This is a genomic window from Micromonospora sp. NBC_01740 (genome assembly GCF_035920365.1).
Lineage (GTDB): Bacteria > Actinomycetota > Actinomycetes > Mycobacteriales > Micromonosporaceae > Micromonospora > Micromonospora reichwaldensis.
On record NZ_CP109150.1, the window covers coordinates 3,811,378 to 3,823,674 of the forward strand.

A 12,297-nucleotide genomic window follows, 5' to 3' on the forward strand; every position below is an offset into this window, starting at 1 on the left:
CCGCCCCACAACCGGCCGCCGGACCGGGGCCGCCCGGCCGGGCCGCGGCTCAGTCGTCGGTGGGCCGCTGGCGGGGCCAGCGGCGGCTGCCGGTCTTCTGCTCCCGGGCCATCCGGCCGACCAGGCCGAACCGGCTGACCTGCCGGGGCGTCGCCTCCGGGTCGGCGAGCAGCATCACCACGCTCGCCCCGCCCAGCCGGGCCCGGTCGATGCTGACCGAGCCGTTCGCCTGCAACGCCACCCGCTTGGCGATGTCCAGCCCCAGCCCGGTCGAGCCCTGGTCGCTGGTGCCCCGGCGCAGCGCCCGGTCCGGGTTGGCGATCCCCGGCCCGGCGTCGTCGATCCGGATGGCCACGTACCCGTCGCGGCGCGAGACCGCCACCTCGAACGCGGTGCCCTGCGGGGTGTACCGGAAGACGTTGCCGATCACCGCGTCCAGCGCGGCGGCCAGCTCGGCCCGGGGAACCGGGGCCGGGATGCGCAGCTGGGCGCCGCTGACCCGGTGCGGCCGGTTCTGGTCGCCGGCCAGGGCGGCCCAGAACACCATCCGGTCGCGTACCACCTCGCTGACGTCGCACATCGCCGGCCCGGCCTCGTGTGCGACCGCCTTGCGGGTGGTCTTGATCAGCACGTCGATCTCGCCCTCGAGGGTGACGATCGCCTGCCGGATCCGGCGGATGCCGCGCCGCCGGTCCAGTTCCGCCTCGCTGAACGAGCCCACGCTGGTGTCGTCGGACTCCAGCGCCTCCGCGTCGAGCCGCAGCACCGTCAGCGGGGTGCGCAGCCGGTGTGACAGGTCGGCGACCAGCTCCCGCTCGTCGGTGCGGGCGGCGTCGAGCCGGTCGGCCATCCGGTTGAAGGCGTGCCCGGCCTCGGCCAGCTCACGTGGGCCGCTCGGGTCGACGCGTACGCCCTGGTCGCCGTCGCCGATCGCGAGCGCCGCGCGGACCAGGCCCCGGGCCGAGTCGACCGCGCGGGCGGCGACCCGGTCCACCACCAGCACCGCCGCGCCCACCAGGGCGGCGGCCACCCCGAGCAGCAGCAGCCACCGGCTGTTGCCGGTCAGCTCCGACTCGGGCACGAAGACCTCGACCACGGCCGTCGTGTCGCCGAGCACGACCGGGTCCAGCCGGAGCACGCCGCCCTCGACGTCGACGACCACGGAACGCCGCTCGGCCCGCGCGCGCTCGAGGCTCCCGGCGTCGGCCCGGCCCGCCGACTCGTCCACCCCGAGCCCGCGTACGACCGGCCGGGTGGCCGGGTCGTCGCCGCTGGCCGCCACGACGCGCTGCACCACGGCGGGGTCGGTGCTGACGGCGAGCGCGCCGGTCACCAGCGCGCTGCGCCGGGCGGCGTCCGCGATGGCCTCCTCGCGCGCCCGGTCGGCGAGACCGAGGGCGAGCGGGACGAGGAACGCGAGCGCCACCAGGGCGCACATGCCGGCCGTGAGCAGGGCCAGCGACGGCCTCAGTCCGGCGCCACCAGCCGGAAGCCGACCCCCCGCACGGTGCGCAGGTAGCGCGGCTTCGCCGCGGACTCGCCCATTTTGCGGCGCAGCCAGTACAGGTGAACGTCGATGGTCTGGTCCTCGCCGACCGATGGCTGCCGCCATACCTCCTCCAGAAGTTCCCGGCGGGACACTACCCGGCCCGGCCGCGCGGCGAGATAGGCCAGCAGGTCGAATTCCTTGCGGGTCAGCGCCAGCGGCTCGCCGTCGAGGTGGGCGCTGCGTTCGCCGACGTCCACCCGTAGCCCGCCGACGCTGTGCACGGCCGGCTGCACCGTCCGGCTGGCCCGCCCGGCCCGGCGCAGCACGGTGGTGATCCGCGCGTCGAGGTGCGCGCCGGTGAACGGCTTGACCATGTAGTCGTCGGCCCCGGCGCGCAGCAGCCGCACCACGGACTGCTCGTCGTCGCGGGCGGTGGCGATGATGATCGGCACGTCGGTGATGCCGCGCAGCATCCGCAGCGCGTCCGAGCCGTCGAGGTCGGGCAGCCCGAGGTCGAGCACCACGAGGTCGGGGGTCTCGGCCGCCACCCGGCGCAGCGCGTCCAGCGCCGTGCCGACGGCGTGCACGGCGTGCCCCCGGTCGGCGAGGGATCGCAGCATCGCGCCGCGTACGACGTGATCGTCTTCGACCAGGAGCACGGTGGCCACAGCAAGACCGTACCCGCGGTGGCAAGTTGATCGCGTTTGCGGCGCATGAGGCAACAGGGCAAGCTGGTACAACGATGTCCTTCACGCTCTTTCCCGACACTCGTCTCGCGCTCGCCCGGGACTCGCTCGCCGGCCTGTCGGTCGGCGACGCGCTCGGCTCACAGTTCTTCGTTCCCGGCCGGCACCCGGCCGACCTGGCCGCCGGGAAGCTGCCCCCGCCGCCGTGGCAGTGGACCGACGACACCGAGATGGCCTGCTCGGTGGTTGCCGCCCTGGCCGAGACGGGCCGGATCGACCGGGACGCGCTCGCCGCCGCCTTCGCCGAGCGCTGCGAGCCCTACCGGGGCTACGGGCCGGGCGCGGTGACCATCCTGCGGCTGATCCGCACCGGCACGCCGTGGCCGGTGGCGGCCGCCTCGGCCTTCGACGGCCAGGGCTCCTGCGGCAACGGCGCGGCGATGCGGGTCGGCCCGCTGGGCGCGTGGTACGCCGACTCCACCGCGCGGGCGGCGGCGCAGGCCCGGGCGTCGGCGGAGGTGACCCACGCGCACCCGGAGGGCGTCGCCGGCGCGGTGGCGGTGGCGGTGGCCGCGTCGCTGGCCGCCCGAGCCCGCCTCGACGGCCACCGGCCCGCCCCGGAGCGGCTGCTGGCCGGCGTCACCGCCGCGCTGGACCCGGCCACCGAGGTGCACCGGGGCGTACGCCGGGCCGCCGGCCTGCTCGACCGCCCGGTCGCCGAGGCCGCCGACGTGCTCGGCAACGGCTCCCGGGTCACCGCCCAGGACACCGTCGCCTTCACCTGCTGGGTGGCCGCCGTGCACCTGGACGACTACCCCGCGGCGGTCCGCGCGTGCGTCGAGGCCGGCGGGGACGTCGACACCACCGCCGCCATCGTCGGGGCGGTGGTGGCCGCGCACACCGGCGTCGGCACGCCGGGCGGGGTGCCGACCGACTGGCTGGCCGCCCGCGAGCCCCTGCCGGACTGGGCCGGCTGACCGCCGCCCCGGTCCACGGCCTGACGCCCGTCCCGCTGCGCCTGACGCCCGTCCCGCTGCGCCTGACGCCCGTCCCGCTGCGCCTGGCCCGTCCCGCGCGCCGTGCTCAGCGGGCGGCGACCGGCCTGCCCGGCGACTCCGCCCCGGCGGCGGCCGGTCCGGGCCCGTCCGGTTCGGTTCGGTTCGTCGGGTCCTCCCGCAGCACCGACAGGTCGACCGGCTCGGCCGGCTCGCGGCGGCGCCAGCGGCTGACCAGCCAGCCGATCGCCGCGCCCCCGCCGAGGCCGGCGAGCAGCCCGGCGGCCAGCATCCCGTCCGCGTTCCCGCCGTCGCCCGGGGTGTCGCCGGCCGCCGGCCCACCGGCCGCCCGGGCCCCCGCGGCCGGGACGTCGCCAGCCCCGCCGGCCGCCGGGGCGGCGCCGTGCCCGCCGTGCCCGGCCGCCGCACCGGGGGCCGCCGGCAGCAGGGTGAGCGTCGGCGCCCGGCGAGCCCCGGTCGGCCCGGCCCAGCGCACCACCGTGCCGTCGGCGTACGTGCGCAGCACCTCGAAGGTGAGCCGGTCGGTCTGCGGCAACGGCCCCATGGACAGGGTGAGCCGGGCCGGGCCGGGAGCCGTGCCGGGCATCCGGACCCAGGTCACCGCGCTGGTCACCTCGTCGACCCGGGACGAGTGGATGCCGGCGACCGGCTGGTCGAGCCTGCGGGAGGTGATCCGGGGCGCCCAGCCGGGCACCGACATCGGATAGACCTCGGCGATCGGGGCGTCGGCCGGCAGCCGGATCTCGATCCGCTCGGCCCGGGCGCCCGGCAGTTCGTCGGGCACCACGAACTCCAGCTTCACCGAACCGCCCTGTCGCGCCTGCGTCGGGCTGGTCGTCACGTCGGTCGCATATGCCGGGGCGGGCCAGGTCAGCACCCCGGCCGCCGCCAGGACGGCCACCGTCGCGGCCCGGCGCCGGGGCCGGGGCTCGGGCCGCACACCGTGCATCGTCGCCATCGTCGGTCCCATCCGTCTCCACGGGGCCGGCACCGGTTCCGGCCACATCCGGTAGTTCGGATGCGGGGACGGAAAGGTTCAACGCAGGACCCAGGACGCCGGCCGGACCCGGCACGCCCGGCCCGTCCCGGGGTGCCGGGGGGCGGCGCCCGTTCCACGGACCCCGGGGGCGGTGGCGTCGGCGACCGTGCCGGCGGGGGCGACCGATAGCATCGCAGGAGCCGAACGTTCGGCGTCATCCGTGCCGTCTGCTGGAGGAGTCACCGTGTCCGCACCCCGTACCCCCGCCGTGGCCGACCCCGTCGTCGTCGCCGCCGGGACCACGGCGGCCGACGCGGTGGCCGCGGCCGGTCTGCCCGCGTCCGGCCCGAAGGCGATCGTGGTGGTCCGCGACCCGCAGGGCCAGCTGCGCGACCTGGACTGGGCTCCGCAGGCCGACACCGAGGTCGAGCCGGTCAGCCTCGACTCGCCCGACGGGCTCGACGTGCTGCGGCACTCCTGCGCGCACGTGCTCGCCCAGGCCGTGCAGGACGTCTTCCCGGAGGCCAAGCTCGGCATCGGCCCGCCCATCGAGAACGGCTTCTACTACGACTTCGCCGTCGACAAGCCGTTCCAGCCGGACGACCTCGGCAAGCTCGAGAAGCGGATGCAGGAGATCGTCAAGTCCGGCCAGCGGTTCCGCCGCCGGCGCTTCGGCAGCCTCGACGAGGCGAAGGCCGAGCTGGCCGCCGAGCCGTTCAAGCTGGAGCTCATCGACGTCAAGGGCGAAGGGCTGGACACCTCCGAGGTGATGGAGGTGGGCGGCGGCGAGCTGACCATCTACGACAACCTCGCCGCCAAGGAGGACAAGGTCTGCTGGTCGGACCTGTGCCGGGGCCCGCACCTGCCGAACACCCGGCTGATCGGCGCGTTCAAGCTGATGCGCTCGGCCGCCGCGTACTGGCGCGGGTCGGAGAAGAACCCGCAGCTCCAGCGGGTCTACGGCACCGCCTGGCCGACCCGGGACGAGCTGAAGGCGTACCTGAAGCTGCTGGAGGAGGCCGCGCGACGCGACCACCGCAAGCTCGGCGTGGACCTGGACCTGTTCAGCTTCCCCGACGAGCTGGGTTCGGGCCTGGCGGTCTTCCACCCCAAGGGCGGCATCATCCGCCGGGAGATGGAGAACTACTCGCGCATCAAGCACGAGCAGGCCGGCTACGCCTTCGTCAACACCCCGCACATCACCAAGGGCCACCTGTACGAGGTCTCCGGGCACCTGGACTGGTATGCCGACGGCATGTTCCCGCCCATGGAGGTCGAGGGCGCGAGCTACTACCTCAAGCCGATGAACTGCCCGATGCACGACCTGATCTTCCGGTCCCGGGGGCGGTCCTACCGCGAGCTGCCGCTGCGGATGTTCGAGTTCGGCACGGTCTACCGCTACGAGAAGTCCGGCGTGGTGCACGGCCTGACCCGGGTGCGCGGCATGACCCAGGACGACGCGCACATCTTCTGCACCGAGGAGCAGATGGCGGGCGAGCTGAAGTCGCTGCTCGTCTTCGTGCTCGAACTGCTGCGTGACTACGGCCTGGACGACTTCTACCTGGAGCTGTCCACCCGCAACCCGGAGAAGTCGGTCGGCACCGACGAGAACTGGGAGCGGGCCACCGAGGCCCTGCGCTCCGCCGCCGAGGAGTCCGGGCTGGACCTGGTGCCCGACCCGGGTGGCGCGGCCTTCTACGGCCCGAAGATCTCGGTGCAGGCCAAGGACGCCATCGGCCGGACCTGGCAGATGTCCACCATCCAGGTCGACTTCAACCTGCCGGAGCGCTTCGGCCTGGAGTACCAGGCCGCCGACGGCACCCGGCAGCGGCCGGTGATGATCCACCGGGCGCTCTTCGGCTCGATCGAGCGCTTCTTCGGGGTGCTCACCGAGCACTACGCGGGCGCGTTCCCGGCGTGGCTGGCCCCGGTGCAGGTGGTCGGCATCCCGATCCGCGAGGACCACACCGACTACCTGCACGGCTTCGTCGCCGCGCTGCGCGCCGAGGGCGTCCGCGCCCAGGTCGACGCGGGCGACGACCGGATGCAGAAGAAGATCCGCACCGCCCAGCAGCAGAAGGTCCCGTTCATGGTGATCGCCGGCGACGACGACGTGGCCGCCGGCACCGTCTCGTTCCGCTACCGGGACGGCTCGCAGCGCAACGGGGTGCCGGTCGCCGACGCCGTGGCCCACGTGCTCGACGTGGTCGGCTCCCGGACCAACGTCGGCCCGTCCGCCGCCTGACCCGCGACGCACCGAAGGCCCCCCGCGCCGCGGGGGGCCTTCGTGATGAGGCCGGCAGGTGTCAGATGCCGCAGCTCGGCGCGGACCAGCCGCCGACCGCCCCGACGTGGGTGTGGTCGTTGTGACCCGGGTAGCCGGGGCCGAGGATGTTGCCGAAGCCGTGGTAGCGGGCCTGCTGGGCGAGCCGGCAGAACGAGGGCGACCCGACCAGGTCGACGCCGTCGCCGTAGAGGTGCCGGCTGTTGGAGGCGCCGCCGACCGCGCTGTTGCACGAGTAGCTGCGGAAGCCGCTGCTGATGTTGATCGACACGCTGCCGAGGGCCTTCCGCATGGCCTGGAGCTTCCACATCGACACCAGCGCGTTGAACCGGGCGGTGCTCGCGGCGACCGCGCCACCGGACCAGGTGCTGTTGCACCGGTTCAGCTCCGCGTAGGTGAAGTTGACCGGGGTGCAGTCGTCGTCCTGCAACGCGTAGAGCGTGTTGAAGGTCTGCGGGCCGGCGACGCCGTCGGCGCTCAGGCCGTACGCCTGCTGGAAGCGGATCACGGCGGACCGGGTGGCCGGGCCGAACGCCCCGTCGAGGCCGAGCACCGCGTTGTAGCCGGGGTAGCCGGCGAGCCGGATCTGCAGCTGCCGGACGTCCTCGCCGGACGCCCCCTGCGCCAGGGTGCGTCCCCAGGTGTAGCAGCCGTCCGCCTGCGCGGGGCTGCTGGTCGCCACCACGCCCACGAGGGCGGTGGAGGCGGCGAGCGCGCAGGCGGCGAGCGCCCGGCCAAAGCGGCGGAATGCGGTTCTCACGATGGGCTCCCATCGACAGGGGATGATGTGTGTGGATGGATTCTTCATTCACGTTCATCAGTTCGTCAAGAACCTTCACCCCCTATCCGTCCCCCTGAACGCGATCCGGGCCCCAGGGGGGCGTCGGGGTCGGGCGCGGACCGGCGTACGGCGTCCGGAGCGACCGTCGCCGGGAACGTAGGATCGGTGGCGTGACTGGGGTGGAACGGCACATGGACAGCGGCATGGCCGACGGCCTGGAGCGGCTCTGGACTCCGCACCGGATGACCTACATCTCCGGGGAGGACCGGCCCGAGGGCGGCTACGAGCGGCCCGCCGGCTGCCCGTTCTGCCGGGCCCCGGGACTGGCGCCCGAGGAGAGCCTGGTGGTGGCCCGGGGCGAGCACGTGTTCGCGGTGCTCAACCTCTATCCCTACAACCCCGGGCACCTGCTGGTCTGCCCCTACCGGCACGTGGCCGACTACACCGAGCTGGACCTGGCCGAGACCACCGAACTGGCGGCGTTCACCCAGACCGCCATGCGGGTGGTACGCAAGGTGAGCAACGCGCACGGGTTCAACCTGGGCATGAACCAGGGCGGCGTGGCCGGCGCGGGCATCGCCGCGCACCTGCACCAGCACGTGGTGCCCCGCTGGGGCGGCGACGCCAACTTCATGCCCGTGATCGGGCAGACGAAGGTCCTGCCGCAACTGCTCACCGACACCCGCGACCTGTTCACCCGGGCCTGGCCGACCTAGACCGACCCTCGCTCTTCCCGGCGGTCCGTGACGGTGCGCGGCTCCGCCTGCGGGCCCCTCCCCGCCCGCCAGCCTCGCTCCCGCACCGATCGACACCCCCCGGGAAGAGTCCGGGCCGGTCGGCGGCGGCGGGCGGTCGTGTCGTCGGCAAACTTCCCGCCCCCGGCCGGGCGCGAGGTGGCACGATCTGGCGATGGCAGTGACGACGCGGACGTTGGGCCGCAGCGGCATCGAGGTCAGCGCCCTCGGCATGGGGTGCTGGGCGATCGGCGGCCCCTGGGCCGAGGGCAGCCAGCCGCTGGGCTGGGGCGCCGTCGACGACGACGAGTCGGTCCGCGCGATCCGGCACGCGCTCGACCTCGGCGTGACGCTCTTCGACACCGCCGACACCTACGGGGCCGGGCACGGCGAGCGGGTGCTCGGCCGGGCCCTCGCCGGCCGGCGCGACGAGGCCGTGATCGCCACCAAGTGGGGCTGGACCTTCGACGAGGCCACCCGCCAGGCCACCGGCGAGGACCCCTCCCCGGCGTACCTGCGGCGGGCCGTCGCACACTCGCTGCGCCGGTTGGGCACCGACCGGATCGACCTCTACCAGCTGCACCTGGCGGACCTGCCGGTGCCGCGGGCCGAGGCGCTCGTCGGCACCCTGGAGGACCTGGTCGCCGAAGGGCTGATCCGGGCGTACGGCTGGAGCACCGACCGCCCCGACCGGGCCGCCGCGTTCGGGCGCGACGCCCGGCACGCCACCGCCGTGCAGCACACGCTGTCGGTGCTCCGGGACGCCCCCGAACTGCTCGCCGTCTGCGACAAGTACGACCTCGCCAGCGTCAACCGGGGACCGCTGGGCATGGGCCTGCTCTCCGGCAAGTACACGGCCGGCTCCACGCTGCCCCGCGACGACGTACGCGGGGTCGCCCCCGGTTGGCTGGAGTGGTTCCGGGGCGGCCGGCCGGCGCCGGAGTGGCTGCGCCGCGTCACCGCCGTGCGGGCGGCGTTGACCGCTGACGGGCGTACCCTCGCCCAGGGCGCGCTCGGGTGGCTCTGGGCGCGCAGCGACCGCACCGTCCCGATCCCCGGCTGCCGCACGGTGGGCCAGGTGGAGGAGAACGCCGGAGCCCTGCGCCGGGGTCCGCTGCCGGCCGACCAGTTCGCCGAGGTGGAGCGCCAACTGGCCGCGCTGCGCTCGGCCGCCCTGCGCGACGCGGACCGCCCCCACCGGCCGACCCCGGGTCTCCCCACCGCCCGCCCCTGACCCGGTCCCGCCCGGGGCCGGTGCTCAGGGGTGGGTGGGGTGTTCCTTGCGGAGCTGGTCGGCCAGGTGGGTGGGCATCGGGTCGTAGCGGACGAAGTGGCGGCGGAACGTGCCGGTGCCCGACGTCATGGAGCGCAGCTCGACCGCGTAGCGGAGCAGCTCCGTGGCGGGTACCTCGGCGCGGACCACGGTGCGCCCCTCGGCCTCGGGGTCGGCCTCGGTGCCGAGCACCCGGCCGCGCCGGCCGGACAGGTCGCCCATCACCGCGCCCACCGAAGAGTCGGGCACCCGGACCGCCACCTCGTCGATCGGCTCCAACAGCGCCGGCTGCCCCTTCCCGGCGGCGTCGCGCAGGGCGAGCGCCCCGGCGGTCTGAAAGGCCGCGTCGGAGGAGTCGACGCTGTGCGCCTTGCCGTCGACGAGGGTCACCCGCAGGTCCACCACCGGGTGGCCGGCGACCAGGCCGCGCTCCATCTGGGCGCGGACGCCCTTCTCGACGGAGGGGACGTAGTTGTGCGGCACCGCCCCGCCGACCACCCGGTCGACGAACTCGAATCCGGCGCCGGGCGGCAGCGGCTCGACCTCGATGTCGCAGACGGCGTACTGGCCGTGGCCGCCGGACTGCTTGACGTGCCGGCCGTGCCCCGACGCCCCGACGGTCAGCGTCTCGCGCAGCGCGACCCGGACGGGCTCGGTGTCCAGCTCCACCCCGCCGGCGCGCAGGCGCTCCAGCACCACGTCGGCGTGCGCCTCGCCCATGCACCAGAGCACCAGCTGGTGGGTCTCCGGGTTGCGCTCCAGCCGCATGGTGGGGTCGCCGGCGACCAGGCGGGCCAGGTTCCGCGCGAGGGCGTCCTCGTCGGCGCGGCTGCGGGCCACGACGGCCACCGGCAACAGCGGCTCGGGCATCTCCCAGGGGGCGATCAGCAGCGGGTCGTCCTTGGCGGAGACGGTGTCGCCGGTCTCCGCGCTGCCCGACTTGGTGATCGCGCAGATGTCACCGGCCACGCAGGCGCCCACCTCGCGCAGGCTCGCGCCCAGCGGCGTGTAGATGTGGCCGACCCGCTCGTCGGCGTCGTGGTCGGGGTGGCCGCGCTCGGCCATGCCGTGCCCGGAGACGTGCACGGTCTGCTCGGGACGCAGGGTGCCGGAGAAGACCCGGACCAGGGAGACCCGGCCGACGTGCCGGTCCACGGTCGTCTTGACCACCTCGGCGACCAGCGGGCCGTCCGGGTCGCAGGTCAGCGGCGGCCGGGGGGAGCCGTCCACCCCGGCGACCGCCGGCAGCTCGTGCTCCAGCGGCGAGGGGAAGCCGGCGGTGAGCACCTCCAGCAGCGCGTCCAGCCCGACGCCGGTCTCGGCGCAGACCGGCACCACCGGGTAGAAGTGGCCGCGGGCGACCGCCTTCCCCAGGTCGTCGACGAGCACGTCGGTGCCGATCTCCTCCCCGTCGAGGTAGCGGTCCATCAGGGTCTCGTCCTCGCTCTCGGCGATGATCCCCTCGATCAGCTCGTTGCGGGACTCGACGATGGCGGGCAGGTGCTCCGGGTCCGGCTCGCGTACCTCGGCCGGCAGCCCGGCGGTGTAGTCGAAGACCCGGCGGGTGATCAGGCCGAGCAGGCCGACGGTGGAGATCCCGTCGTCGCCGAGCATCGGCAGGTAGAGCGGGAGCACGTTGTCGCCGAAGACCCGCTGGCACAGCGCCACGGCCTCGTCGAAGTCGGCGCGCGGGTGGTCCAGCCGGGCCACGGCGACCGCCCGGGGCATGTCGACCGCCGCGCACTCCTCCCAGAGGGCGGCGGTGGCGGCGTCCATCCCGTCGACGGCGGAGACCACGAACAGCGCCGCGTCGGCGGCCCGCAGCCCTGCCCGCAGCTCGCCCACGAAGTCGGCGTAGCCGGGGGTGTCGAGCAGGTTGACCTTGACGCCGTCGTGCAGCAGCGGCGCGCAGGCCAGGCTCACCGAGCGCTGCTGGCGTACGGCTGCCGGGTCGTGGTCGCAGACGGTGGTGCCGTCGGCGACGTTGCCGGCCCGGCCGATCGTGCCGCTCGCCGCGAGCAGCGCCTCGACCAGGGTCGTCTTGCCGGCTCCGGAGTGCCCGACGAGCACCACGTTGCGGATCCTGCCGGGCTCGGTCACCACCGGCACGCCGCCGGCGGCCCCCTTCTCCTGACTCTTCTGCGCCATGGGGCGCACCTCCCTCAGCCGTGGTTGGTGGCGACCGCCGCGCGCGACGGGGAAGCGGCCCGGTCGGGTTCCGCGGCGACATCCTCCGGTGTGGTGCCGGTTTGCGGGTAATCAACGGGCGGGTGGGTGAGCTGGCTCACTTCCCTGCCTCGATCTCACACCCGATCCGGGGCCGGCACAAGGCTCCGTCCCCGCGGGTCGCCTGACCGGCCGTACCGCTGCTGCTACGCGGACCGTTATCGTGGGACCGCCATGGCGAAGATCTTCCAAGTGTCGGCCCGCGCGGGGATGACCCGTGTCGTCGAGCCGGTCGCACGCCGCCTGCTCCGAGCGGGCGTAACTCCCAACGCGGTCACCGTGGCGGGCACCCTCGGGGTGCTCGTCGGCGCACTCGGCTTCGGTGCCCGCGGTCATCTGGTCGCCGGGGCCCTGATAGTTACCTTCTTCGCGCTCACCGACCTGCTCGACGGGACGATGGCCCGGATGAGCGGGGGCTCGACGAAGTTCGGGGCGTTCCTCGACTCGAGCATGGACCGGGTCGCCGACAGCGCCGTCTTCGGTGCGGTGGCGTACTGGCTGGCCACCCAGCACCAGTACTCGGGTGTCGCCGCCGCGCTGCTCTGCCTGGCCGCCGGCGGGCTGGTCTCCTACGTCAAGGCCCGCGCCGAGGGGCTCGGCATGACCTGCAACGTGGGCATCGCCGAGCGCACCGAGCGGCTGCTCATCGTCGGCGTCGGCGGGCTGCTCACCGGCGTCGGCGTCAAGCCCGCGCTGGAGATCGCGCTCTGGCTGCTGGCCGCCGTCTCGATCTTCACCGTCGGCCAGCGGATGGCGCACGTCTACCGCCAGGCCCAGCGGGTGCACACCCCGGGCGGGCAGGGGTGAGCGCGACACCCACCGGTCGGCC

10 protein-coding genes are annotated in these 12,297 nt (G+C 74.7%); 5 read left to right on the forward strand and 5 right to left on the reverse strand.

From position 1 onward, the window contains the following. Positions 1-49: 49 nt before the first annotated feature. Positions 50-1,438 (reverse strand): HAMP domain-containing sensor histidine kinase, encoded by a 1,389-nt coding sequence (locus OG989_RS17745; protein WP_192581553.1) that lies wholly within the window; start codon positions 1,436-1,438, stop codon positions 50-52. A gap of 29 nt (positions 1,439-1,467) precedes the next feature. Further along, positions 1,468-2,157 (reverse strand): response regulator transcription factor, encoded by a 690-nt coding sequence (locus OG989_RS17750; protein WP_089001050.1) that lies wholly within the window; start codon positions 2,155-2,157, stop codon positions 1,468-1,470. A gap of 74 nt (positions 2,158-2,231) precedes the next feature. Between OG989_RS17750 and OG989_RS17755 the strand changes: the two genes are divergently transcribed. Then, positions 2,232-3,152: an ADP-ribosylglycohydrolase family protein gene (locus tag OG989_RS17755; RefSeq protein ID WP_132240809.1), complete on the forward strand. Its 921-nt coding sequence runs from the start codon at positions 2,232-2,234 to the stop codon at positions 3,150-3,152. A 106-nt stretch (positions 3,153-3,258) separates the two neighbouring features. On the opposite strand, the gene OG989_RS17760 is transcribed toward OG989_RS17755, so the two are convergent. Continuing rightward, positions 3,259-4,149: a YcnI family protein gene (locus OG989_RS17760; RefSeq protein ID WP_327027674.1), complete on the reverse strand. Its 891-nt coding sequence runs from the start codon at positions 4,147-4,149 to the stop codon at positions 3,259-3,261. Between the two features lie 265 nt (positions 4,150-4,414). On the opposite strand from OG989_RS17760, the gene thrS reads away from it, so the two are divergent. Beyond that, positions 4,415-6,415, forward strand: coding sequence for a threonine--tRNA ligase (gene thrS, locus OG989_RS17765; protein ID WP_151457403.1), 2,001 nt, complete (start codon positions 4,415-4,417; stop codon positions 6,413-6,415). A gap of 61 nt (positions 6,416-6,476) precedes the next feature. Here thrS and OG989_RS17770 read toward each other — a convergent pair whose 3' ends face one another. Further along, positions 6,477-7,214, reverse strand: coding sequence for a D-Ala-D-Ala carboxypeptidase family metallohydrolase (locus OG989_RS17770; protein WP_327027675.1), 738 nt, complete (start codon positions 7,212-7,214; stop codon positions 6,477-6,479). A 224-nt stretch (positions 7,215-7,438) separates the two neighbouring features. On the opposite strand from OG989_RS17770, the gene OG989_RS17775 reads away from it, so the two are divergent. Then, a complete protein-coding gene (locus tag OG989_RS17775) occupies positions 7,439-7,951 on the forward strand; it encodes an HIT family protein (RefSeq protein WP_199729380.1) in 513 nt (170 codons plus the stop codon). A 193-nt stretch (positions 7,952-8,144) separates the two neighbouring features. Then, entirely contained in the window at positions 8,145-9,203 is a 1,059-nt protein-coding gene (locus OG989_RS17780; protein ID WP_327027676.1) for an aldo/keto reductase, read from the forward strand. Between the two features lie 24 nt (positions 9,204-9,227). Here OG989_RS17780 and OG989_RS17785 read toward each other — a convergent pair whose 3' ends face one another. Continuing rightward, positions 9,228-11,390, reverse strand: coding sequence for an elongation factor G-like protein EF-G2 (locus OG989_RS17785; protein ID WP_327027677.1), 2,163 nt, complete (start codon positions 11,388-11,390; stop codon positions 9,228-9,230). Positions 11,391-11,642: 252 nt separating this feature from the next. On the opposite strand from OG989_RS17785, the gene pgsA reads away from it, so the two are divergent. After that, positions 11,643-12,275: a phosphatidylinositol phosphate synthase gene (pgsA, locus tag OG989_RS17790; RefSeq protein WP_327027678.1), complete on the forward strand. Its 633-nt coding sequence runs from the start codon at positions 11,643-11,645 to the stop codon at positions 12,273-12,275. Positions 12,276-12,297 lie beyond the last annotated feature (22 nt).

Excerpts from the sequence above, each read along its gene's own strand:
- OG989_RS17760 (WP_327027674.1), bottom strand. The coding sequence starts at position 4,149 with ATGGCGACGATGCACGGTGTGCGGCCCGAGCCCCGGCCCCGGCGCCGG.
- OG989_RS17755 (WP_132240809.1), top strand. The coding sequence starts at position 2,232 with ATGTCCTTCACGCTCTTTCCCGACACTCGTCTCGCGCTCGCCCGGGAC.
- OG989_RS17745 (WP_192581553.1), bottom strand. The coding sequence starts at position 1,438 with ATGTGCGCCCTGGTGGCGCTCGCGTTCCTCGTCCCGCTCGCCCTCGGT.
- pgsA (WP_327027678.1), top strand. The coding sequence starts at position 11,643 with ATGGCGAAGATCTTCCAAGTGTCGGCCCGCGCGGGGATGACCCGTGTC.
- OG989_RS17780 (WP_327027676.1), top strand. The coding sequence starts at position 8,145 with ATGGCAGTGACGACGCGGACGTTGGGCCGCAGCGGCATCGAGGTCAGC.
- OG989_RS17785 (WP_327027677.1), bottom strand. The coding sequence starts at position 11,390 with ATGGCGCAGAAGAGTCAGGAGAAGGGGGCCGCCGGCGGCGTGCCGGTG.
- OG989_RS17775 (WP_199729380.1), top strand. The coding sequence starts at position 7,439 with ATGGCCGACGGCCTGGAGCGGCTCTGGACTCCGCACCGGATGACCTAC.